Source organism: Neptunicoccus sediminis, from assembly GCF_001719615.1.
GTDB classification, from domain to species: Bacteria; Pseudomonadota; Alphaproteobacteria; order Rhodobacterales; family Rhodobacteraceae; genus Amylibacter; species Amylibacter sediminis.
Genome location: NZ_MDVX01000002.1, coordinates 460,199 through 482,912 on the forward strand (window position 1 = coordinate 460,199; position 22,714 = coordinate 482,912).

Below are 22,714 nucleotides of genomic sequence, written 5' to 3' on the forward strand. Positions count from 1 at the left end.
TTAAGACAAGGCGTTCAAACATAACCTCTTCTTGCTTAAAAAGATCACCCCTCCAACGCCCGTAACTCCCGCCGCATGATCTTGCTCGTTGCAGTCATTGGCATTTCCGTCAGGAATCTGACAGAGCGAGGGGCGACGTGGGGGGAGACTTTTTGTTTTACCCGATCAATCAGCACCTGTTCCATGCCCTCCGGTGACACCCCTTCGCGCAGGACGATGAAGGCTTTGACCACCTCGCCCCGTATCTCGTCCGGCACGCCGATCACGCCAGCAAAGACCACGTCTTCGTGGCCACCAAGGCAGGCTTCGATCTCGCTCGGCCCGACGCGGTAACCGGCAGAGGTGATCACATCGTCATCGCGCGATGAAAAGGCGAAGAAGCCGTCTTCGTCGCAGGTGCCGATGTCGCCCGTGCGCATCCATTCGCCGCTGAATTTGGCGGCGGTTTTTTCCGGTGCGTTCCAGTATTTCAGGAACATGGCCTTATGGCTGCGGTGGATGGCTATTTCTCCGGTCTCTCCGGGTTCCAGCGGGATGCCGTCGGGGCCAAGGATCACCACCTCGGCGCCGGGCACCGCCTGCCCCATGCTGTTGGGTTTGGGATCAAAGCTGCGCACGCAATTGCCCAGCACAAGGTTGCATTCGGTCTGGCCGTAAATCTCGTTAATGGTCAGCCCCAGCCCCTTGCGCCCCCAGTCAAGAATATCCGCGCCCAGTGCCTCACCGCCAGAGAGGACGGATCGCAGGGTTGTTGCGCCGGGTGCCGGCACCTGCCGCATCAGTTTCAGCGCCGTGGGCGGCAGAAAGGCGTTGCGGATGGAATGGGCGGCGATCAGGTCATAAACCCGTTCAGGATCGAATTTGCCCATGCGGTAGGCCACCACCGGCACGCCGTAATAAAGGCTCGGCATCAGGGTGTTCATCAATCCGCCCATCCACGCCCAATCCGCCGGCGTCCAATGCAGGTCACCTTTGATGGGAAAGAAATTATGGGCGGTTTCGATGCAGGGCAGATGCCCGATCAGCACGCGATGCCCGTGGAGCGCGCCTTTGGGCGGGCCTGTCGTGCCCGAGGTATAGACCAGCAATGCGGGATCATCGGGGCTGGTGGCCTTCGTGCGAAAACTGTCAGAGGCGGCGTTCAGATCGGCGTGAAAGTCCCGCGCCTGTGGTCCTGCGCCGTCGATACAATAGATGGTTTCAAGGTCGGGCAGGCGGTTGCGAATCTCCAGCAGTTTGGGCAGGTTGGCGCTGTCCGTCACCACCACCCGCGCCCCGCTGTCGCGCAGCCGGAACTCCAGCGCGTCGGCCCCGAACAGGGTAAACAGCGGTAGCGCCACGCCTGCGGTTTTGTAGATTCCGAAATGGCAGACAGCGGTTTCAAGGGATTGTTGCAACAGGATGGCACAGCGGTCCCCCCGCCCTGCCCCGCCCGCCGTCAGAACATTGGCAAAGCGGTTGGCGAGCCGGTCCAACTGCTGGAACGTGACCGGCGTGGCCGTGCCGCAATCATTAAGGCAGATCAGCGCCGTACGTTCAGGATCCTGCCGCGCCCAGCGTTCCACACAGGCGCTCGCCATGTTGAAACGGTCCAGTTCCGGCCATTCAAACGCCACGCGCATCGCCCCCCAACTGTCGCGGCGCGGCACCAGCGGATCGGCAAACCGGATCATCGAATGAACACCCGCACCGTGACCAGATCGGTGATCGGCACGCCCAGCACCTGCATCGCCGCAATAGAAAGCTGCGATCCCGACCCCGATTCCCCCCCGCTGGGCAACAGGCGGAGGTTCACCGACGCCCCCGAGGGTTCCAGCACAACGCGCCCGTCTGCCTCGGATGTGACCAGCGGTGTGCGCAGCCAGAACCCGTCCCGCTCCAACAGACCAAGAGAAGCCACGGTGGTGCCCTTGTCCTGTTCGGGCCGTTCCACAGGTTTGGTCGCCTCTGCCAGCGCAGTCTCGCTTACCGCGCCGGCGGCTTCCTGTGTCAGTGCACCGCCTGCGTTCAGGGCGGGCGCATCGGGGCGCTGCTTGGGCCGCACATCGGTTTCGGCGGGGGCCTGCACCACAGGCTCCGGCCCGCGTTCTGCCCGTTTGAACAGTCCCGGACCGCTATCGCCGCAACCGGCCAGCGCCAGAGTTGCGGCTATGAAGAAAAAGAGGGGTCGGGTCATAACGGGTATCCTGTTTGTGCGCGAAAGGGTCATTTGTCGTGGCTGGCATAGAGCGGGTCGGCGTCAATCCCGACGATAGGTCCGCAGGCCCTGCAATTCAACTCCCCGTAAACGGTGGAAACCCCTTGATGCGCTGGCAGTCACCCCCTAGGTTCCCCCTATGACAGATGCACCCAGACTAGTAGACCCGTTCCAACGCGCCATCACTTACTTGCGGGTTTCCGTAACCGACAGGTGTGATTTCCGCTGTGTGTATTGCATGTCAGAGAACATGACCTTCCTGCCCAAGAAAGAGCTTCTGACGCTGGAGGAACTGGACCGTCTGTGCACGGCTTTTGTGGAACAGGGTGTGCGCAAGCTGCGGATCACAGGGGGCGAGCCGCTGGTGCGCCGTGGCATTATGGAATATTTCCGCGCTATGAGCCGCCATATCGACAGCGGCAAACTGGACGAACTGACCCTGACCACTAACGGATCTCAACTGCGCCGCTTTGCACAGGAACTGGCGGATTGTGGCGTGCGGCGGGTGAACATCTCGCTTGATACGCTGGACGAACAGAAATTCGCCAAGATCACCCGCTGGGGTCGTCTGGCACAGGTGCTTGACGGGATCGACGCAGCGCAAGAGGCCGGCCTGCGGGTTAAAATCAACGTGGTTGCGCTGAAAGGCGGCAATGAGGACGAACTGGAAACCATCGTAAAATGGTGTGCGGATCGTGGCATGGACCTGACCTTTATCGAGGTAATGCCAATGGGCGATCTCGGGAATGAGGACCGTCTGGACCAATACTGGTCCCTCAAAGACCTGCGGGCACGGCTGGAACAGACATGGTCGCTGTCCGACCTGTCGGAAAATACCGGCGGCCCGGCCCGTTATGTGCGGGTGAATGAAACGGGGCAGAAAATCGGCTTTATCACCCCCCTGACCCATAATTTCTGCGAAAGCTGCAACCGCGTGCGCCTGACCTGCACCGGCCAGTTGTTTCAGTGTCTGGGACAGGAAGACGAAGCCGACCTGCGCCGCGTGCTGCGGGACAACCCCGAAGACAACACCCCGCTGATCCGCGCCATCCACGCCGCCATCGCGAAAAAGCCCAAAGGCCATGATTTCGACTACTCACGGCAGGAAGTGGCAGGGACAATGACACGGCATATGAGTCATACTGGCGGGTGATGGCTGGGGTAGTGGATTACTACTCCCTATTATCATACGCGTTAAATGAAGTAGCCTATAGGAAGGGTGGGAAACACAAGAGACTGATTGATTGCTCTGCACGTTAAAGGAGGTAAGAAGATACGTCTCTTGCGATTTTAAATCGAACTTTATCTTTAAGTCCTTGTAAGTCAGACGGATTTTCGGTTTTGTGTATCATGCGATGACGGGTCGGGCAGAGAACTAGAAAGTCATTTTGAATACTGTACCTTCGTGTTTCTCCTTCGGACAGACCGGACAGCGGAGCTGCGTGGTGTACGTCAAGTGGTGTCTTATGAACGGGCCCATTAAAGCCGTAGTCCCGTTTAGGATCCAAGCCACAACTCTCGCAAATCGCAGGTCTGACTGAAAGGACCTGTTTGCGCACTCGCGCAGATCGTTCTATTCGTCGAGATAAAACGTATCGGCGTGTCTCTTCAATATCTTTCCCCCCCGCCTCCTCGTGCATAACTTCGCTCGGAGTTGTTCCCCCGCGAGATACTAAAGTTTCATATAGTTCGAGCATGTGATACAAGTCATCCGAAAGCTCCGTTTCCGTGAGGCTACTACCCTGCATTGTTTTGCCAAACGCATGCCCAGCCTCATATCCCGCTGGCAAACCAGCTGTGGAACTAAGGGTTATCGGATCATCGGTAAAATGATTTTTAAACTCTGCCACACGGTCGGCCATATCTTTTGCGCGCCTGCTAAGTATCTCACGCCCTCTAAACTGGCCAAATTCGTTGTAGATCGCGGTAGTCCCCTGGTTCATCGACAAGATTACTGTCTGCTCGTCTGGGTTAATCAAAATGACCACATAAAATCCCTGCGTAGCCGTCTCGGTGATTAATGGATCAAAAAAACCAAGCCAAGGCACCGAGGCCCACACCCCCTGACCTACGCTAGCCTTTACTTTTAAGTCAAAGTGCCAGAGTGACAGCGCCATTTTGGCATCCATTGCAATGTCGTGTCTTACGAAATCTGCAAAAGCTGAACCAGTAAACGGTTTTGCACGTTCGTATGTAAATTCAGTAGCAAGACGGAGTAAGTTTGCAGCCAGCATAAATTACCTTTCACCTAAAAACTTACTCAACTTTAAATAGATTTTTTAGGGTAGCAAGAAATTTCTTAACGCCCCCTCTCCCCTAATCGTGGCGGAACTTCAACCCATGCAGTTTGTTAACCCGTGAAAGAACCCTCCATAACTCAGGAGACAAACATGCAATTATTCGATCCGGATACACGAAATCTGAGCGAGCGACATAAGAAGATTTATGCCTATTTTGAATTGGCCTATACGGTGGTCGATGTCACAGCGGCCTCTATGTTTGTTGTAGGCAGCGTCCTGTTTTTCAGGGAATCGACGTCTTTGGCCGGGACATGGCTTTTCCTGATCGGCTCAATCCTGTTTGGCCTGCGACCGACCCTGAAGCTCATTCGGGAATACGCTTATCTACGGGTGGGCAAGTATGAAGATGTCGCGATCAAGCGACCCTAGCGGATAAGCCGCAAGACCCCTCACCGCGCATCCGCCCTTAACAACTCTGCCCGCCGCTGCGGGATCTTCGCAATCTCCACCCCTGTGAAGACGTGAAACGTGCCAAGGGCACGGTCTATAACGGCGTGGTCGGACACCCAGCCCCCCATCCCCAGATAGGTGCGCAGCAGGCTTGGGACAGGCTTTCTGCCAGCCCCAAGTCCTGTGCAATCGTCTGAAACCAGCGGGCGTGTCTCGGGGGCTTTGGGTCTCGGGGCCCAATGCGCCGGCGCAAGGTGGCGTTTGTGCAGCAGTGCAAGTGCAGCGCTGTAGGGTTTTGTGTCGTTGCCCGGAAAAGACGAACAGCCAAACATCATGCCGATGCTATGGGCATCCACATAGCGGGTCAGCATGGCCCAGCCAAGACGGATCACGTCAGGATCGTTCACGCCTTCAGCGGTGCAAAACCGGCCGATCTCCAGCATGGGATCCCTGTAGCTGCGCAGATTGTTAAGATCATAGAATTGCGCCGAATAGCTGATGCCCAAATCCGCGCCGGTGTTCAGATGCAAAAAACGGAAACAGGCAAGGATCGCGCCGGTGTCCGTATCTTCGACCAGCACATGCTGGCACTTGGGATCAAACCCGTCCGCGTCGAGCGCGCCTGCCTCTGCCGCCCTCGCCCCGGAAAACATTCTGTGGCGCAACCGCTGGGCGGCCTGCACATCCTGCGCCCCTGTCGCCATACGCGCCTGCAACCGGCCTCTGGTCACGGCTGGTACAGACGCGATCTTGCTGTCAAAAGCGGTCATCAATCACCATTCATTGATCGGACCGCTTGCAGCCGCCCTGTTTCACTATATCTATGGGACCAAGGACTAAACGACAACGTCGATATTCGATGAAGGAGCATGACGTGACAGATAAGATTGTAAAAAGCGATGAAGAATGGCGCGCACAACTGTCCGATCTGGCCTATAAAGTAACCCGCAAGGGCGGCACGGAACGGGCCTTCACCAATGACAACTACCCCAAGGCCCCCGGCGTATTTCACTGTGTCTGCTGTGATGCGCCGCTGTTTGATGCAGAAGCCAAATTTGACAGCGGCACCGGCTGGCCGTCTTTTTACGAACCTGCAAGCGGGGAAGCCGTGGAAGAGCGCGAAGACAACGGCTGGTTCATGCGCCGCACCGAAGTGGTCTGCGCCCGTTGTGACGCCCATTTGGGTCATGTGTTCAACGATGGTCCGCAACCGACCGGCCTGCGGTATTGCATGAACGGCGCTGCGCTGAACTTTGAGCAAGAGGGTTAACACCCTGTCGCAAAACACTGAAAAGACTGATTAAAAACGGCCCGCCCTGCATCCGGCGGGCCTTTTCATTGGGATTACCTTAAGATCATCCCCATGATCACCCGTCGAGCAGTTGTTCCGCATTGATGTTGCCAAAGTTGCCAAGCAACTGACGGAAGATGTTGGTCCCCTGCACGCCGCTGTCGGTCACACGACGGGAAAAGGTGATGACCCGTCCGTCCTCCAGACCAAAGCGTTCGATGTTGCTGACCTTGTCATTGGCATCAAAAGACACCGCGAGGATCGTCCGCTCTACCGTTTCCGGTTTGTTGTAGGTGTAATATTTGATCCGGCTGGACATATAGTACCACGCCCCGTCCGACAGAACACCGGTTGAAGACGGGTGCCCGACGATTTCGGCAACCGTCTCGCGGGTGTCGGTACCCACGATAATATTCTCAAGCTCCAGCTCGGTTGGAACATAGCCGTGGTTGGTATAGGTTGCCGAACAAGCGACAGTCACGGACAGGCCGATGATCGCGAGTGTGGTTCTGATCTTTCTCGCATGCTTGAATTGCATGTTGCCTGCGCCCCGTTTCTTATGTCACTGGCGTGTCATAGCTTGCTCTCGCCCGACAATCAAATATCTTATGGAACAGAGCAATGCAAAACTGACGATATGAGGGGTCAAAATGGCCAATTCCGACGGCAAACCAGCAGCCAAATCCGCCAAGGGACCAAAGCGGGTAGAGACACGCGCCCAAATTCCCGTAGCCGACATGCCTTCCGGACGGAGCATCGACTTTGATCTGGTCTTCGATCAGGCACAGTTGGAAGCGGCGCAGGAAAAGCTCGATATTCTCGGGGTGCAGAAGCTGCGTCTGACAGGTACGCTGTCCCCGCGCGGGCGCAGTGACTGGTCCTTGAAGGCAGATCTTGGCGCGACGATCACGCAGGCCTGTGTGGTCACGCTTGATCCGGTCAAGACGCGGCTTGATGAAACCGTCACCCGCACTTTTGTGGCCGACTGGCACGAACCTGACCCCGACACGGTGGTCGAGATGCCAGAGGATGTGGATCAGGACCCGCTTGGCACTGTGATCGACCTTGAGGGCATCGCAATCGAATCTGTTGCGCTTGCCATGCCGGACTATCCCCGCAGCGAAAGTGCGGCGCTGGAAGAATCGGTTTTCGCAGAACCGGGCGTCAAACCGATGAGCGACGAAGACGCTAAACCCTTTGCAGGGCTGGCCGCGTTAAAAGAAAAAATGGACAAATCGTAAAAACAAAGGGAAAAGGGGTTGCGAAGACACAGTATCTTTGTATTTTCGCGGCTCTTATCTTCAGGCGGGAAATGACGCCTTGTTCTTGCGACGAACAAGGGTTACATCACCGCGCATCCGGGTAGTGTTTACCCGCCATATCTTGAGGTTGTGACATGGCTGTCCCACAGAATAAAATTACCCGCTCCCGCCGCGGAAACCGTCGGTCCCACGATTCCCTCGTTGCGGACAATCCGAACGAATGCCCGAACTGCGGTGAGCTGAAACGCCCTCACCACGTTTGTGGTGCTTGCGGCCACTATGCCGACCGTGAAGTAGTTGCCGTTGTGGACGACGTCGAAATCGACGAAGACGCAGCCTGAGCAAAGAGAGATTGAGCTGACCAGACATGCAAACCAGCGTAACTGTCGGCTCTGATTCTGCTTCAAAAACAGTCATTTCTATTGACGCGATGGGCGGCGACCTCGGGGTCGCCGTTGTCGTTGATGGAATGGCGTCTGCGGCAGCAGAAAATGCCGGTATCTCCTTTATTGTGCATGGCGACCAACCCACACTGGAGCCGCTGATCAAGCGGAAATCCGTGCTGGAAGGCCGCGTAAGCATCTGTCACGCCGATGGTGTTGTGGATATGCACGACCGTCCGAGCCACGTCATGCGGCACGGCAAAGGAACCTCTATGTGGTCTGCGCTGGAATCAGTGCGCACCAAAGAGGCCAGCGTCGCCGTTTCCTGCGGCAATACCGGCGCGCTGATGGCGCTTTCGATGATTCGACTGCGCAAGGCACCCGGCGTGAAGCGCCCTGCCATTGCGGTGCTCTGGCCCTCTCTCAATCCGCAAAATTTCAATGTGATGCTGGATGTGGGCGCCGATATTCGCGCCGATGCACAGGATCTCAAGGTTTTTGCGCTGATGGGCGCCTCTTATGCCCGCAACGGGCTGGGTCTGAAGCGTCCGCGCATCGGCCTGCTGAATGTGGGCACCGAAGAACATAAGGGCCGTCCCGAACTTCACGAAGCCAATGACATCATCGAAGAAGATGCGGCGCTGAATGATTTTGAATACGTCGGCTTCGTTGAAGGCGGCGATATTCATTCCGATAAGGTTGATGTGATCGTCACCGACGGTTTTACCGGCAATATCGCCCTGAAAACCGGTGAAGGCACGGCAGGGATGATTTCCCTGCGCATGCGCGAGTCCTTCAAAAACAGCCTGCTGTCGCGTCTGTCAGCCGTTTTCGCCTACCCGAGCCTGCGCCGCCTGCAGCACCGGATCGACCCCCGCCGCGTGAATGGCGGTGTGTTTTTGGGATTGAACGGCACAGTAATCAAATCCCACGGCGCGGCCGATGCCACCAGCGTTGCCGCTGCAATCCGGCTGGCCCAACAGCTCGCCCAATTGCGCTTTACCGAAAAACTGGCAGCGCGTGTTGCATCCGGCATGCAGAACAGACAAGATGAGGACGACTCCAAAGGCTCTTCTGCCGACGGCTCCTAAAAACCACCGGGAAATTCTGAATAATGACGACGATCCGATCAGTTGCAATTGGCATTGGGCACTATCTGCCCGAACGTGTTGTTCCAAACGAGGAATTTGCAGCGAAACTGGATACATCAGATGAGTGGATTAAGTCCCGCTCCGGTATTGAGCGCCGCCATTTCGCCGCCGAAGGGGAATTCACCTCTGATCTGGCTGTGAAAGCTGCCCAAAACGCGCTGACGAACGCCGGACTTCAAGGTGCGGATATTGACGCCATCGTGCTGGCGACCTCTACCCCGGATCAAACCTTCCCGTCTACCGCCACCAAGGTGCAGCATCGTCTGGGCATGACGGGCGGCTTTGCCTTTGACATTCAGGCGGTCTGCGCCGGGTTCGCCTTTGCGCTGGCCAATGCGGATGCGCTTGTCGTGTCGGGTCAGGCCAAACGGGTTCTGGTGATCGGTGCGGAAACCTTCAGCCGGATTATGAACTGGGAAGACCGCACCACCTGTGTCCTGTTCGGAGACGGTGCAGGGGCGCTGATCCTTGAAGCACAGGAAGGTAGCGGCGAAAGCAGCGACCGGGGCATTCTGGCGACGGATCTGAACTCTGACGGGCAGTACAATGATTTGCTTTACGTGAATGGTGGCGTGTCCTCGACCCAGTCCACCGGTCATCTGGTGATGGAAGGACGCGAGGTCTTCAAACACGCGGTCTCCAAACTGGCCGCAACCGCCAATGCCTCTTTGCACAAAGCCGGCCTGACCCATGAGGACGTGGATTGGGTGGTGCCCCATCAGGCAAACCTGCGCATTATCAAAAGCACAGCCAGCAAGCTCGGGGTGCCGATGGAAAAGGTTGTGGTCACGGTGCAGGATCACGGAAACACCTCTGCTGCCTCTATTCCACTGGCCCTGTCCGTGGCGGTGGAAAAAGGTATGATCCGCAAGAACCAGCTTCTGGTGGCCGAAGCCATCGGCGGCGGTCTGGCTTGGGGCTCTGTGGTTCTGCGCTGGTGATTCGCACCGCAAATGCGTTTTCTCCATACGGTTCAGCCGCTTGACCCGTCCAGCGAAACTCCTGCCCCCTCAAGGGGTTTCCCCGAACTGACGCTAATTATTTCTTAAGTACCAATGCGTTGCAGTTGACAGGTAAATCTGATTTCTCCTAGTGTTCGTGCATAGAACAGGGAGACAGTTATGGGCGGTAAGACCTTAACACGTATGGATTTGAGTGAATCCGTGTTTCGCGAAGTAGGACTATCACGCAATGAATCAGCCGATCTGGTGGAAAGCGTGCTGGATAATATCTCGGACGCTTTGGTCAGCGGCGAAAATGTAAAGATTTCGTCATTCGGCACGTTCAGCATCCGCGACAAGACCGAACGCATCGGTCGCAACCCGAAAACAGGCGAAGAGGTGCCAATCCGGCCCCGCCGCGTGTTGACCTTCCGGCCTTCTCATCTGATGAAGGACCGTGTGGCCAACGGTAACAAGTCCTAAAGGGACCAAGAGTAAATGAGTAAATCTCCAGACGCGTTTCGCACCATTTCAGAGGTTTCTGAATGGCTAGACACGCCAACATATGTCCTGCGCTTCTGGGAAAGTCGCTTTCCCCAGATCAAACCGGTGAAACGCGCCGGCGGCCGGCGGTATTATCGCCCCGAGGATATGATGCTGCTGGGGGGCATCAAGAAACTGCTGCATTTTGACGAGCTGACAATCAAGGCGGCCAAGGCGCTTTTGAAGGATAAGGGCGTCAAACATGTGATGGAACTGTCACCGGATATCAACACGCCCGTGGTCACACCGCAGTCTTCGGCGGATGCTGCGGATAAGGCGGATATTGCCAAGATGGTGCAGGAAACCGCACAGGACGCGCCCAAGGCCAAGCCCGCCGTAGAGGTGCGCGTGGTCAAAAAGGCCAAACCAGCCGCAGAACCGGAAGAAGAAACCATCGCGCCAGCGGCTGCGGAACCGGTAACAGAATCAGCCCCTTCCCCGGAGGAAACGCCGATGACCCAGGATACACCCGAAGAAGAACCCGCCGTCGCCAAGACAAAAGCAGACACACCGGCTCCACAAGAACCCGCGCAGGAGCCGGCTGACGCCGCTGAAACGGACGCCACAGACGCCGGTGCAGATACAGACGCTGATACCGTCAGCGATCCAGCAATGCAGGCCAAAGCAACAGAGGCAGAACGTCAAGCCGCCGCCCAACAAGCAGCACAGGCCAAAGCCGCCGCAGATGAAGAAGCCGAGGACTGGGCCGGACTGGTGCCCGATATGGTCATGAACGCCCCCTATCGGATCGGTACTCCGGATGATTACGATTCCAAAACCATGGGCGAAATCGAAATGCTGTATTACAGCCTGCGCATGGCCCGCAACAAAATGCGCCGCTCTATCAACCAGCGGGAAAACCGGCCGTCATAACTTGTTGGTTCGGTGCAGTTCTGACTTGCAGAGCCGCGCGCAAACCCTTACATGATCGCCAAGTGTCGGGCTATAGCGCAGCTTGGTAGCGCGTTCGTCTGGGGGACGAGAGGTCGCAGGTTCGAATCCTGCTAGCCCGACCATTTCCCCCACCAACTCCTCCGGTCAATTCAGTCACAAACCGCGGCCCGACCGGGGCTGGCGGCCCCGGACCCCGCGGATATTTTGCCAAAAAGAGCCGTCAGCGTTCAAGGTGCGCGGGGTGCGGCTCTTTTTGGGTCAAATATCCAATTCCCGCCCTGTCCACACACCTGTGCCGCTCGAAACTTTTTTTAAGTGCAGCGCGGCTTAAAATACGGCATAAGCCCCGTAAAACGCAGGGTAAGGGATCGTTATGACAACAAAAGGCGTAGTTTCCAGCCAGTCCATTGCAAAGATGCTGGAGCGCGGAGAAATCCGCAGCACAGTTCCCCCTGTAGAGGGACAAATTCAGCCGGCCTCTCTCGACCTGCGTCTGGGCACAAAGGCGTGGCGGGTGCGGGCCTCTTTCCTTTCGGGGGCCAATGGCACCGTGGCAGAGCGTTTGCAGGAATTCCAGATGCACGAGATTGACTTGCGTCAGGGTGCGGTGCTGGAAAAGGGCTGTGTCTATGTGGTTCCGCTGATGGAATCCCTGAACCTGCCGCCCGAAGTGAACGCAGTGGCCAACGCCAAAAGCTCGACCGGACGGCTTGATCTGTTCACCCGCTGTATCACGGATCACGGGATCGAATTCGACCGGATTGAAAAGGGCTACACAGGCCCGCTTTATGCCGAAATCAGCCCGCGCAGTTTTTCCGTTCTGGTGCGCCCGGGCATGCGATTGAACCAGATCCGCTTTCGCCGTGGCAAATCGGAACTGTCTGACGACGCTCTGGCCGCCCTGCACGAAGAAATCGGCCTTGTGGACGGCATTGCCCAGATCGACAACGGACTGGGGTTCTCGGTGGATCTGAACGGCGATAAAAACGGTCTGGTGGGGTATCGCGCCAAACCCCATACCGGATTGATTGATCTGGACCGGATCAATCATTACGATCCGGCAGAGTTTTGGGAACCTGTGACCACACGCACTGGCGGCATCATCCTTGATCCCGGGGCGTTTTACATCCTTGTCAGCCGCGAGGCGGTCCATATTCCGCCCAATTGCGCAGCGGAAATGGCACCCTATCTGGCGATGGTGGGGGAATTCCGCGTCCATTATGCAGGCTTTTTCGATCCCGGATTCGGCCATTCCGCCGCCGGGGGCACCGGATCACGGGGCGTGCTGGAAGTGCGCTGCCACGAGGCCCCTTTCGCGCTGGAACACGGCCAAAGCGTCGGGCGACTGGTTTATGAATATATGGCAGAAGTGCCGGATGTTCTTTATGGCGCTGACCTTAAATCCAATTATCAGGGTCAGGGTCTGAAATTGTCCAAACACTTCCGCATGTAGCGCCCTACATCCGGTCTATCGGATCATTCTTGCGCTTTTGCTTTTCAGCCTGTTTGCGCGCCAGTTTCTTCTGGCGCCTGAACTCCTGAAACTCGGCTTCTTCTTCGGGTGTCATGGGCGGGCGGCTTTGTTTGGCCTGATTGCGGGACTTGTTGCCGCCCCGCGCCATTCCCATACCCTTGTTGATCCCCGCGTTAATACCGCGCCGCATGATCATCCGGATGATCAGGTTTACAATCTGGTTTACATTCATTGCATTGGCTCCTGCCCGCATTATGCCTCTGTCAGAGTATAGAGCGTCGCGCCCCACATTCCAATTGGCCGGATCAGCCGAACATATCGTCTTGTTCTTCGGCCCTGTCGGGATCGTCGCTCGGGATTTGCAACGCGCCCGGAGGTGGACGGTTGTCCAGCAGCCCCGCATCGCGCAATTCCTTGACGCCCGGAAGATCGCGGGCGTTTTCAAGGCCGAAGTGATCCAGAAACACCTGTGTGACGATAAAGGTAACGGGCCGTCCCGGTGTCATGCGGCGGCGGCCAAGTTTGATCCAGTCCAGTTCCATCAGCATGTCAATCGTACCGGAAGATACAGAAACCCCACGAATTTCCTCGATCTCGGCGCGGGTGACGGGTTGGTGATAGGCGATAATGGCGAGGGTTTCGATGGCAGCACGGCTGAGCTTGCGGGTCTCCACCTGCTCTTTTTGCATCAGGAAGCCCAGATCGGCGGCGGTGCGAAAGGCCCAAGCCTCCCCCACGCGCACCAGATTTACGCCGCGCCCGTCATAGCGTTTGCGCAGGCGGGTGATTGCCTCGGCCACGTCGGAGCCGTGAGGCATCCGGTTTTCAATCTGCAACTTGGTTTGCGGCGTATTGGTGGCAAAAAGGATCGCTTCGATCATCCGTTCCTGTTCGGCCATCGGGGGCGCTTCAAACAGGCTCTCGGTGATGTTGGCGGGCTGTTCCGGTTTATCATCGGACATGCTCAGATCCCTTTTTTGCGCAGCTCGATGGGCGCGAATGTGTCGGACTGGCGAATCTCGAGCGAGCCGTTCTTGACCAGTTCCAGCGCCGCCGCAAAAGAAGCTGCCGTGGCAGAGCGTCGTTTTTTCGGATCATCAGACCAGCCGTCGGGCAGGAATTGTGACAGGTCGGACCATTCGAGAGCATGGCCCATCAGGGATTTCATCCGCTCCAGCGCCTGTTCCATCGTCAGGACGCTATCCCGTTCGGCGTAATGCAGGGGCGCAAAACTGTCTTTGGTTTTCAGCCGTGCATAGGCTTGCATCAGGTCTAGCACAGTGGCCTTGTAGACGACGGTTTTCTTGACGCCAGTGTCTTCGGGCAGGCCGCGTGCGAAAAAGTCCCGCCCCAATTGGTCCCGTGCCATCAGCTTGGCCGCCGCACGGCGCATTGCCTCAAGCCGTTCCAGCTGGAACGCCAGATGCGCGGCAAGTTCTTCCCCCGAAGGTCCGTCTTCCTGCGGGTCAACCGGCAGCAGCAAGCGGGATTTCAGGAAGGCCAGCCAAGCCGCCATCACCAGATAATCCGCCGCCAGTTCGATCCGCAGGGTTTTCGCACGATCCACAAAGGAAAGGTATTGCTCCGCCAGCGCCAGCACCGAAATCTTGCGCAGGTCCACCTTTTGCGTCCGCGCCAGCGTCAGCAGCAGGTCAAGCGGTCCCTCATAGCCGTCCACATCAATCAGCAACGCCTCTGAAGCGATCCGCGCCTGTGTTGCGTCCAGCACGGCATCTGTTCCGTCGGGGGAGGTTTGTTCAACCATGAACCGCGTCTTCCCGCAACAGTGCCAGCGCATCTTCGGCTTGCGTCGGATCGAAGGGTTCTGGCGTGTGGCGCTGCGCCAGTGCGGCCTCCGCGCGGGTTGCAGCCAGACCGGACAGCGCGGGTGTTTCGCTCAGGATCGGTTCCATCTCCGCCCGCTCTCCGTTGCAGTGCAGAACCACATCACAGCCCGCCGTCAGCGCACGGGCGGTGCGATCCTCAAAGCTGCCGGACAGCGCCTTCATTGACAGATCATCGGTCATCAGCAGTCCGCCAAAGCCGATGTCCTGCCGGATCACGTCAATCACTGCAGGGGACAGGGTGGCGCAGTTCTGCGGGTCGATGGCGGAATAGATAATATGGGCCGTCATTGCCATTGGCAGGTCCGACAAGCGCGAGAACGGCACGAAATCAGAGGCTTGCAGGTCCGCCAGCGGCGTGTCGAGTTTGGGGAGGTCAAAATGACTGTCGAGCGATGCCCGCCCGTGGCCCGGAATATGTTTGATGATCGGCAACACGCCGCCCGCCAGTTGGCCTTCGGCCAGTGCCCGTCCGTTGGCGGCAACCGTTTCGGGATCATGGCCGTAACAGCGATTCAGGATAATTTCGTGGCTGTCGTCCGTGGCCACATCCAGCATCGGTGCGCAATTCACATCTATGCCGAGGTCATAAAGCTCGGCCGCAATCATCCGCCCGCGCAGGTGCATGGCCTGTGGTGCGTTGGCCCCTGCCCGCTGTGCAAAGTCAAGAGCCGCATCCCATTCCCGCCAGTGGGGGGGGCGCAACCGCGCAACACGACCGCCTTCCTGATCTATCAGGATCGGGGCGTCACGGCCCACAGACTCGCGCAAGTGGGCGGTCAGTTTGCGCAACTGGTCCGGTGTTTCGATGTTGCGGGCAAAGAGGATGAACCCCCATGGGTCCGCGTCCCGAAAAAAGGCCGTTTCCGCGGCGGATAGCACAGGGCCGAGACAGCCGAATATGGCAGCACGGGGCGCCATTACCGGGCCGTCACGGGAATACAGGGCGTGCCAACCGCCAGCAGCGCAGAACAAAGCGCACGGGATTCATCCAGCGAGTCAAATCCGGCAGCCCGCAGACGATAGAACTTGCGCCCGCCGGACTTCGCCGCAATCACCAACCGCTTTTTGTCTTCCAGCAGGTGGTTGTGTTTCTTGAGCAGTTTCAGCCAGTCCGCTTTGGCCAGTTCCGCACTGTCATAGGCGCCAAGCTGGATCAGCCGTGTTCCTGCGGGAACGGAGTCCACGCTTTGGAATTCCGGCACTTCGTCCGCTTGGGAGGAGGTCGGCTGCACGCGGGTGATCTGGGTTTCAAGATTATTCGGGCGCACCTGCGGACGGGACGATGCCGAAGGAGAATATTGCGTGCCGCGAATATTGCGGCGCGGGATCGTGGCAGGGTCCACATTGGCCTGTTCCCGCTCGGCCAGTTGTTCTGCCACGTCTTCTACGATCTCAAGCGCGTCGAGATCGGCTTCGGCGGGTTCGTCCTCGGCACTTTCAATTTCTACGTCGATGTCGGTTTCTTCGTTGATGGCCTCAAGGCTGGTGTCGTCCTCTGCCTTGGCAGAGACACGGGTGATCTGTGCCGCTTCACCCGCGGGCAGGTCATCTTGTGACAGTCGAGCCGGTTCAGGTGCCAGCACCACAGTATTTGCAGGGGCTGCAACGCCCCCTTCCGCCTGTACCGAGTTCACCGCCAGCCCCTGATGGGACGCCTGCATGCCGCCCGGATCTTCCGGCGCAATACGGGACGGGCCGACCATCGCACGGATGATGGGAACGTCATGGGGGTCGCGGGTGCCAAGGCTGACCGTCCAGTACACAAAGCCGCCGACGACAGCGACTGACAGGCCAGCGACACCCCAGTTGACCGCAGTTCGCACAACACCCAAACCTCCGACAGCTTCCGTCGGTTTGGATTTCGACTCCGTTTTCTTCTTGGACATCAGTTTCGCCTCTTTACTCGCACAGGCTCTCGCATGTGCTTAACTGCTCAGCCCCCGAAACAAGCGGTTATTCCGCCTTTTATGTGCGTTTCGGGACTGTTACTCTTGATACCACCCGAACCCCTGCGGGCCGGTGCCTGTGGACGTTTTCTTTTCAGTCGCAAAACGCCCGATTTACATTTCTGTCATCGGGGTCACGCCCAGAATACCAAGACCGGCGGATAAAACAACCGAAACGGCACGGATCAGGGCAATTTTAGACAGGGACAGATCGGTATTATCCGCCTGCCAGAAGCGCAGTTGCGGTTCGGCTTTGCCCAGATTGTGCAGGGAATGGTATTCCGCTGCCAGCTCATAAAGGTAGAAAGACACGCGGTGCGGTTCGTTGTGTTTTGCAGCCAGTTCCAGCAAACGCGGCCATTCTGCCAGTTTGCGGGCCAGCGCCAGTTCCGCCGGATGGGTGTTCGCGCCCATATCCGCCGCTGCAAGGATCGCATCAGATGTGTCCACGCCAGCCTCGTTCGCCTTGCGCATCACTGAACAGATCCGCGCATTGGCGTATTGCACGTAGAACACAGGGTTTTCTTTGGATTGCTCCAGCACTTTGTCGAAATCAAAGTCTAGCGGCGCGTCCTGTTTGCGGGTCAGCATGTGAAAGCGGGTCACATCGGGGCCCACCTGTTCCACCACATCGCGCAGGGTGATGAACGTCCCTGCCCGTTTGGACATTTTGAACGGCTCACCGTCTTTGAACAATTTGACAAGCTGGGTCAGCTTGATGTCCACCGGCACCTGACCTTCAGACAGGGCCGAGACCGCCGCTTTCATCCGTTTCACGTAACCGCCGTGATCGGCACCGAAAATGTCGATCAATTCGTCAAAGCCGCGGGAAATCTTGTCGTAGTGATAGGCGATGTCGGGGGCAAAATAGGTCCATGACCCGTCCGATTTTTTCACCGGACGGTCCACATCATCGCCGTGTTCGGTGGATTTGAACAGGGTTTGTTCGCGCGGTTCCCAGTCTTCGGGCTTCTTGCCTTTCGGGGGTTCCAACACGCCCTCGTAGATCAGGCCCTTGTCTTTCAGACTGTCGATCGCCACCTCGATCCGGCCCGTGCCGTAAAGCGACTTCTCGGAATAGAACACATCCATTTCAATGTTGAGCGCCTTCAGGTCAGCGCGGATCATATCCATCATCGCCTCGGTGCCAAAGGCCCGCAGATCGGCCAGCCATTCGGATTCCGGTTTGCCCACAAGGCTATCGCCGTATTTTTCCTTCAGCGCCTCCCCCACAGGGATCAGATAGTCGCCGGGATAGGTGCCGTCTTCAAAGGCCACTTCCTGTCCGTTGGCTTCCAGATACCGCAGATAGGCAGAACGGGCGAGCACATCCACCTGCGCACCGCCATCGTTGATGTAATATTCCCGCGTCACGTCATAACCGGCAAAATCCAGCAGGCTGGCCAGCGCATCGCCAAAGACCGCGCCGCGCGTATGGCCTACGTGCAGCGGACCTGTGGGGTTGGCAGAGACATATTCCACGTTAACCTTCTTGCCCTGCCCCATGTCAGAGCGCCCGAAATCCGCACCGGATTTGATCGCTTGAGGCACAATCGCAGTCCAGCTTGCAGGGTCGAGCGTCAGGTTCAAAAAGCCCGGCCCAGCCACATCCGCAGCTTTAATCCGGTCGTCCTGCAACAGTTTCGCGGCCAGCGCCTCGGCAATGTCGCGGGGTTTGGATTTGGCAGGTTTCGCCAGCACCATCGCCGCATTGGTGGCCATATCCCCGTGCAGGGCATCGCGGGGCGGTTCTACCGCGACGTTGGTGAAATCCAGATCGCCCGGAAGCACGCCTTCGGACTGAAGGGCTGTCAGGCTGTCGAGCACAAGTGTTCTGATGTCTGCAAAAAGGTTCATGGCGCTTTCCTATGTATCAGGCGGGGTTTAGCATGTTGGCGCAAAGGGTCAACTCACCCCGCCCCACTCCTTGTGCAATTTCAGCGCAAAGCGGTCTGTCATGCCCGAAACGTAATCCGCCACCAGTCGGGCGCGGGCGAAATCGTCGCTATAGGGGGTCCAGCCCTCGGGCAGCAATTCGGGGTGGTCCATAAAACGGTGGAACAGATCGCGCAGCACGGCAGTCATTTCCTCACGCACCACCAGAACGTCCGCGTGGCGGTACATATTGGCGTAAAGAAACTCTCGGATTGCGTTCAGACCGGACAGCAGTTCGTCTGAAAAGGCAATCACCGGATGGTCCAGATTGCGTATGTCCTGCGCAGTTTGCGCGCCGGATTTTTCCAGCCAGATGCGGCTTTCGGTCAGCAGGTCCTCTACCATCAGACCAAAGACACGGCGCAGGGATTCATGGCGACGGCGGTCGGGGTCCAGATTGGGGTACTTGCGGTCCACCTCGGCAAAGCAGGGTTTGACCAGCGGCAGGTGCAGAATGTCGTCAATCTGGAAAAGACCTGCACGTAGCCCGTCATCAAGATCGTGATTGTTATAGGCGATGTCATCGGACAGGGCGGCGACCTGTGCCTCGGCACTCGCGTGGGTGTGCAGTTCCAGATCGTGTTTGGCGTTATATTCCGCCAGCGCGAAGGGGATTTCCCCCAACACCGGACCATTGTGTTTGGCGATGCCTTCCAGACATTCCCACGTCAGGTTCAGACCGTCAAATTCCGCATAATGGCGCTCCAGATCGGTGACGATCTTGATGGCCTGCGCGTTGTGGTCAAACCCGCCGTAAGGCGCCATACATTCATCAAGCGCATCTTCTCCGGCGTGACCGAACGGCGTGTGGCCCAGATCATGGGCCAGCGCCACCGCCTCTGTCAGTTCGACGTTCAGGCCCAGTGCACCGGAAATCGTCCGCGCCACCTGCCCGACCTCGATGGAATGGGTCAGACGGGTGCGGTTGTGATCACCTTCATGCTCTACAAAAACCTGCGTTTTATGTTTAAGACGGCGGAAGGCCGTGGAGTGGATGATCCGGTCCCGATCCCGCTGAAAGGCCGAGCGGTGGGCCGAGTGCCCCTCATCCACAAGCCGACCCCTGCTATTCGCAGGATTACTGGCATAATTCGCTAACATTTGATTGAGGCCCCGATCTAAACGTCTGTCTTGTCCTTGATGCCGCGTTTATCGCAGCCTATGTTTAGGGAAACCTTACACGATTGATGTGGACGTTAACAGATGGACTTGTCCCTGCCCCCTAAAGTAACCGACCGCGCGTTTGAACGGCTTGCCGAAATCAACGAAGGCGCAACTGCGGCCCAATGCCTGCGCGTCGCCGTTGAAGGCGGCGGCTGTTCGGGCTTTCAGTACGAAATCAAGCTGGAAGAGACGGCTGCCGATGACGATCTGATCCTTGAAAAAGACGGACAGAAGGTGCTGGTGGACAGTGTGTCCCTGCCCTTTTTGACCAATGCGGTGATTGATTTCAGTCAGGAACTGATCGGCGCACGCTTTGTGATCGAAAACCCAAATGCCAGCAGCTCTTGTGGTTGTGGCACCAGCTTCAGCATGTAAACCGCCCCTCGCGGGTCCGGTTTGCGCTTGTTCTCTGACAGGATTGCCGCGATATTTGCGCGGCAATCAAAGGACCAACCCACATGAAAATCGCCAGCTTCAATATCAACGGGATCAAAGCCCGCCTGCCTGCCCTTTTGCAGTGGCTGGAAGAGGCGAAACCGGATGTGGCCCTGTTGCAGGAAATCAAATCGGTGGATGAAAACTTCCCCCGCGAACCGATTGAGGATCTGGGCTACCAAGTGGAAACCCACGGGCAGAAATCCTTTAACGGTGTGGCGATCCTTTCCAAACTGCCGTTGGAAGACATCACACGTGGCCTGCCCGGTGATGACGAAGACGACCACGCCCGTTGGATTGAAGCTACGGTGATCGGGGACAAAACGGCTGTTCGTGTCTGTGGGTTGTACCTGCCCAACGGCAATCCGGCCCCCGGACCGAAATACGACTACAAGCTGGCCTGGATGGAGCGTCTGCACGCCCGCGCCCGCGATCTGATGAATGCTGAAGAACCGGCACTGATGGCTGGCGATTACAATGTGATCCCCCAGCCCGAAGATTGTTGGGATGTGAAACCGTGGCTGGAGGATGCGCTCTATCTGCCCCAGTCCCGCGCTGCATTTGAGCGAATCAAGAACCTCGGCTTTACCGAAGCTTTCCGCGCCCGCAATCAGGCGCCGATGAATTTCACCTTCTGGGATTATCAGGCGGGCCGCTGGAACAAAAACCAAGGCATCCGCATCGACCACTTCCTGCTGACCCCGCAATGCGCCGACCTGTTGCTAGACTGCCAGATCGACCGCGACACGCGGGGTCGCGAGAAACCCAGCGATCACGTCCCGATCTGGGTCGAACTGGACGCGTAAACCCACTGACTATCAACGACCGTCAGTTTTTCTTCACATAAGAATTCTTCACATAAGAAAACGAATGCCAAGTTAATTTTAGAAATTATTTCATTGAGGATTGCGGCTATGAACAAACCTTTGCCAGAATTAAAGCTAACTGTACCTGGTCTTAGAATTATTGCTCCTCAACACATTAAAGATAATTTAAAAAAGAAATGGGAATATTCAGCTAGAGAATTTGTGACTGAATTGACGGAAGAGTACTGTTCCGCATGGGCGAGTCTAATTCTTTTCTCCCGCTACCATGACACGCACACCAAGCGGGCACTATTCGAAGCGGAGTTAGCCGAGAAAGGCAACCAAGAAGCGCTTCGCGAGGCGCAACAAAATCGATACCCATCAGCGATAGAAAACCACTTTTACAAAATACAACGCGACGCCTTTGTCTTTACCGTGGTGCGAACAATAAACATAATTAAGTTGGGACCTGCCACCGATTCCGACGATCTCATTGACGTAGATTTTTCACCTTTCAAAGAGCAACTGGAAAATGCGTTCCCTGATGCGAGGGACGTTCGAAATTCTATTGCTCACGCGGAAGAAAGACGGCGGAAAATAAAAAATGGAGGCAAGCCTATGCCTCCGCATATATCTATTGTGGGCGCACAAACAGGTGACAGCCTCACAACCATAGGGGCGGACGGAATACCAAAATCTATAAGTTTCTCCGCAGAATCACTAATTAAACTTAAGAATATATTAAATGAATTGTTTGCGGTTTTTGAATGGTATGGAGAGCCTGAGAAGTGGCCATTAGATTACTAATTACTGCAAAATCTAAACTCATAAATAATCTACCGTTTTGGCATTGCAATCCACGGTTCCTGCTGACCCCGCAATGCGCCGACCTGTTGCTAGACTGTCAGATCGACCGCGACACGCGGGGTCGCGAGAAACCCAGCGATCACGTCCCGATCTGGGTCGAACTGGACGCCTGAGCCAGCGCAGCAGCGCTGGCGGCATGGGCGGGGTGAAGGGCGGGCGGACCGCCATCGTCTTCCCAACGGGCCAGACAGGACGGTGACGGTTTCTTGAAAACAATCCTTGCGCGGCCGGCCGAGGGGCGTCTTTTCGACCTTAACTCGGGTGATTTGAAATGGTTTTGGCGGATCAACATGTCGCAACTCCTCTGAAACGTAACGGGATTTTCTGAACAGCGCGTCACCTGTAAATCGGGGACGCGCGAACGGGGCGTGGCGTTAACCGGCCTGATGGATCCCGTCGGCTTCAGGCGTGGCCGCTGTTGCGCGGCTCACGGGGGTCATGCCCAGTTCCTCGTCAGTGAAGCGGCCCACCACATAGCGGATCTCGCCGCGGCGGATGCCCATGTCGTGCAGCAACCGGTCATCCAGCGCCTGAAGCGCGTCGATCATCTTGCGGCGCTGCCAGCGGCGATACAAAGACCGTCCCAGATCCCCGATAATCCGCGCGACACGACCCCGTTGCCTGATCGCACCGGCATAGGGGGCGGCGGGAGAGAGGTAGTTACGTTGTGAAAGATAGGTTTGCATGTCGTTCTCCGAAACTGTGAAGGTTCCAGACATGCGCAAAGCCGTCTCCGGCACGTGACCGGCAACGCGGTCACAGGCATTGCGGCGCCTGTTGCGCTCGTGTCTGGATTGAAAGAAGGAAATTCCAACATCACCCCGAGGTCAAAGCAGGCAAACAGCCCGCCTGACCCGGGGCTAACCGCGGTTCAGTAGATTTCCTGCG

At 57.2% G+C, this 22,714-nt stretch carries 27 protein-coding genes, 1 tRNA gene and 1 pseudogene; 15 read left to right on the forward strand and 14 right to left on the reverse strand.

The genetic code is table 11. The features are described from left to right. Window positions 1-44: 44 nt before the first annotated feature. Together BFV97_RS06070 and BFV97_RS06075 are read right to left on the reverse strand one after the other, a co-directional pair. A complete protein-coding gene (locus BFV97_RS06070; RefSeq protein WP_108721640.1) occupies window positions 45-1,673 on the reverse strand; it encodes an AMP-binding protein in 1,629 nt (542 codons plus the stop codon). Then, entirely contained in the window at window positions 1,670-2,176 is a 507-nt protein-coding gene (locus tag BFV97_RS06075; RefSeq protein WP_069299435.1) for a hypothetical protein, read from the reverse strand. Before BFV97_RS06075 ends, BFV97_RS06070 begins: the two co-directional genes overlap by 4 nt. A gap of 160 nt (window positions 2,177-2,336) precedes the next feature. Between BFV97_RS06075 and moaA the strand changes: the two genes are divergently transcribed. Continuing rightward, window positions 2,337-3,350 (forward strand): GTP 3',8-cyclase MoaA, encoded by a 1,014-nt coding sequence (moaA, locus tag BFV97_RS06080; RefSeq protein ID WP_069299436.1) that lies wholly within the window; start codon window positions 2,337-2,339, stop codon window positions 3,348-3,350. Window positions 3,351-3,453: 103 nt separating this feature from the next. Here the strand turns inward: moaA and BFV97_RS06085 are convergent, their stop codons facing one another. After that, window positions 3,454-4,431 (reverse strand): MrcB family domain-containing protein, encoded by a 978-nt coding sequence (locus tag BFV97_RS06085; protein WP_069299437.1) that lies wholly within the window; start codon window positions 4,429-4,431, stop codon window positions 3,454-3,456. A 156-nt stretch (window positions 4,432-4,587) separates the two neighbouring features. Here BFV97_RS06085 and BFV97_RS06090 point away from each other — a divergent pair, with 156 nt between their 5' ends. After that, on the forward strand, window positions 4,588-4,866 hold the full coding sequence (locus tag BFV97_RS06090; protein ID WP_069299438.1) for a YrhK family protein: 279 nt from the start codon (window positions 4,588-4,590) through the stop codon (window positions 4,864-4,866). A 20-nt stretch (window positions 4,867-4,886) separates the two neighbouring features. Here the strand turns inward: BFV97_RS06090 and BFV97_RS06095 are convergent, their stop codons facing one another. Beyond that, window positions 4,887-5,657 (reverse strand): GNAT family N-acetyltransferase, encoded by a 771-nt coding sequence (locus tag BFV97_RS06095; RefSeq protein WP_069299439.1) that lies wholly within the window; start codon window positions 5,655-5,657, stop codon window positions 4,887-4,889. 89 nt (window positions 5,658-5,746) lie between these two features. On the opposite strand from BFV97_RS06095, the gene msrB reads away from it, so the two are divergent. Continuing rightward, window positions 5,747-6,157, forward strand: a complete 411-nt coding sequence (msrB, locus tag BFV97_RS06100; RefSeq protein WP_069299440.1) for a peptide-methionine (R)-S-oxide reductase MsrB — start codon at window positions 5,747-5,749, stop codon at window positions 6,155-6,157. Between the two features lie 97 nt (window positions 6,158-6,254). Here msrB and BFV97_RS06105 read toward each other — a convergent pair whose 3' ends face one another. Next, window positions 6,255-6,716, reverse strand: coding sequence for an outer membrane protein assembly factor BamE (locus tag BFV97_RS06105; protein WP_069299441.1), 462 nt, complete (start codon window positions 6,714-6,716; stop codon window positions 6,255-6,257). A 112-nt stretch (window positions 6,717-6,828) separates the two neighbouring features. Here BFV97_RS06105 and BFV97_RS06110 point away from each other — a divergent pair, with 112 nt between their 5' ends. The 8 genes from BFV97_RS06110 (at window position 6,829) to BFV97_RS06140 (ending at window position 12,805) form a co-directional block, all read left to right on the forward strand. Beyond that, window positions 6,829-7,419: a YceD family protein gene (locus tag BFV97_RS06110; RefSeq protein ID WP_083225534.1), complete on the forward strand. Its 591-nt coding sequence runs from the start codon at window positions 6,829-6,831 to the stop codon at window positions 7,417-7,419. Window positions 7,420-7,574: 155 nt separating this feature from the next. After that, window positions 7,575-7,781 (forward strand): 50S ribosomal protein L32, encoded by a 207-nt coding sequence (gene rpmF, locus BFV97_RS18395; RefSeq protein ID WP_083225535.1) that lies wholly within the window; start codon window positions 7,575-7,577, stop codon window positions 7,779-7,781. Between the two features lie 26 nt (window positions 7,782-7,807). Continuing rightward, window positions 7,808-8,914: a phosphate acyltransferase PlsX gene (gene plsX, locus BFV97_RS06115; RefSeq protein ID WP_069299442.1), complete on the forward strand. Its 1,107-nt coding sequence runs from the start codon at window positions 7,808-7,810 to the stop codon at window positions 8,912-8,914. 23 nt (window positions 8,915-8,937) lie between these two features. Then, entirely contained in the window at window positions 8,938-9,915 is a 978-nt protein-coding gene (locus tag BFV97_RS06120; protein WP_069299443.1) for a beta-ketoacyl-ACP synthase III, read from the forward strand. 180 nt (window positions 9,916-10,095) lie between these two features. Then, window positions 10,096-10,398 (forward strand): integration host factor subunit alpha, encoded by a 303-nt coding sequence (gene ihfA / locus BFV97_RS06125; RefSeq protein WP_069299444.1) that lies wholly within the window; start codon window positions 10,096-10,098, stop codon window positions 10,396-10,398. 15 nt (window positions 10,399-10,413) lie between these two features. After that, window positions 10,414-11,331, forward strand: a complete 918-nt coding sequence (locus BFV97_RS18400; RefSeq protein ID WP_083225536.1) for a MerR family transcriptional regulator — start codon at window positions 10,414-10,416, stop codon at window positions 11,329-11,331. 66 nt (window positions 11,332-11,397) lie between these two features. After that, window positions 11,398-11,474 (forward strand) — tRNA-Pro (locus tag BFV97_RS06135). Between the two features lie 251 nt (window positions 11,475-11,725). After that, window positions 11,726-12,805 carry a 2'-deoxycytidine 5'-triphosphate deaminase gene (locus tag BFV97_RS06140; RefSeq protein WP_069299445.1) on the forward strand — a complete coding sequence of 360 codons (1,080 nt, stop codon included), beginning with the start codon at window positions 11,726-11,728 and terminating at the stop codon, window positions 12,803-12,805. A 4-nt stretch (window positions 12,806-12,809) separates the two neighbouring features. Here BFV97_RS06140 and BFV97_RS06145 read toward each other — a convergent pair whose 3' ends face one another. From BFV97_RS06145 to BFV97_RS06175, 7 genes are all read right to left on the reverse strand, one after another. After that, the gene (locus BFV97_RS06145) at window positions 12,810-13,058 is read right to left on the reverse strand and encodes a hypothetical protein (protein WP_069299446.1); all 249 of its coding nucleotides are present in this window, start codon (window positions 13,056-13,058) and stop codon (window positions 12,810-12,812) included. A 73-nt stretch (window positions 13,059-13,131) separates the two neighbouring features. Further along, entirely contained in the window at window positions 13,132-13,788 is a 657-nt protein-coding gene (scpB, locus tag BFV97_RS06150; RefSeq protein ID WP_069299447.1) for an SMC-Scp complex subunit ScpB, read from the reverse strand. Between the two features lie 2 nt (window positions 13,789-13,790). Further along, a complete protein-coding gene (locus BFV97_RS06155) occupies window positions 13,791-14,591 on the reverse strand; it encodes a segregation and condensation protein A (RefSeq protein WP_069299448.1) in 801 nt (266 codons plus the stop codon). Further along, the gene (gene nagZ / locus BFV97_RS06160) at window positions 14,584-15,591 is read right to left on the reverse strand and encodes a beta-N-acetylhexosaminidase (protein ID WP_069299449.1); all 1,008 of its coding nucleotides are present in this window, start codon (window positions 15,589-15,591) and stop codon (window positions 14,584-14,586) included. The genes BFV97_RS06155 and nagZ overlap by 8 nt, the downstream gene beginning before the upstream one ends. After that, entirely contained in the window at window positions 15,591-16,559 is a 969-nt protein-coding gene (locus BFV97_RS06165; protein ID WP_069299450.1) for an SPOR domain-containing protein, read from the reverse strand. Before BFV97_RS06165 ends, nagZ begins: the two co-directional genes overlap by 1 nt. A gap of 174 nt (window positions 16,560-16,733) precedes the next feature. Continuing rightward, window positions 16,734-18,476: an arginine--tRNA ligase gene (argS, locus tag BFV97_RS06170; RefSeq protein WP_069299451.1), complete on the reverse strand. Its 1,743-nt coding sequence runs from the start codon at window positions 18,474-18,476 to the stop codon at window positions 16,734-16,736. A 48-nt stretch (window positions 18,477-18,524) separates the two neighbouring features. Continuing rightward, on the reverse strand, window positions 18,525-19,655 hold the full coding sequence (locus BFV97_RS06175) for a deoxyguanosinetriphosphate triphosphohydrolase (RefSeq protein WP_069299452.1): 1,131 nt from the start codon (window positions 19,653-19,655) through the stop codon (window positions 18,525-18,527). A 108-nt stretch (window positions 19,656-19,763) separates the two neighbouring features. Here BFV97_RS06175 and erpA point away from each other — a divergent pair, with 108 nt between their 5' ends. The 4 genes and pseudogenes from erpA to BFV97_RS19020 all read left to right on the forward strand — a co-directional run. Beyond that, window positions 19,764-20,093, forward strand: coding sequence for an iron-sulfur cluster insertion protein ErpA (gene erpA / locus BFV97_RS06180; RefSeq protein ID WP_069299536.1), 330 nt, complete (start codon window positions 19,764-19,766; stop codon window positions 20,091-20,093). 83 nt (window positions 20,094-20,176) lie between these two features. After that, window positions 20,177-20,959, forward strand: a complete 783-nt coding sequence (xth, locus tag BFV97_RS06185) for an exodeoxyribonuclease III (RefSeq protein WP_069299453.1) — start codon at window positions 20,177-20,179, stop codon at window positions 20,957-20,959. A 108-nt stretch (window positions 20,960-21,067) separates the two neighbouring features. Beyond that, complete coding sequence (locus BFV97_RS06190; RefSeq protein WP_069299454.1) at window positions 21,068-21,766, forward strand: hypothetical protein; 699 nt, start codon at window positions 21,068-21,070, stop codon at window positions 21,764-21,766. 56 nt (window positions 21,767-21,822) lie between these two features. Further along, window positions 21,823-21,939, forward strand: a pseudogene (locus BFV97_RS19020) (exodeoxyribonuclease III); the annotation flags it as partial. Here BFV97_RS19020 and BFV97_RS18940 read toward each other — a convergent pair. After that, the gene (locus BFV97_RS18940) at window positions 21,906-22,118 is read right to left on the reverse strand and encodes a hypothetical protein (RefSeq protein ID WP_069299455.1); all 213 of its coding nucleotides are present in this window, start codon (window positions 22,116-22,118) and stop codon (window positions 21,906-21,908) included. The pseudogene BFV97_RS19020 and the gene BFV97_RS18940 sit on opposite strands and share 34 nt — an antisense overlap. An 82-nt stretch (window positions 22,119-22,200) precedes the next feature. Then, the gene (locus BFV97_RS06200; protein WP_069299456.1) at window positions 22,201-22,545 is read right to left on the reverse strand and encodes a DUF1127 domain-containing protein; all 345 of its coding nucleotides are present in this window, start codon (window positions 22,543-22,545) and stop codon (window positions 22,201-22,203) included. Window positions 22,546-22,714 lie beyond the last annotated feature (169 nt).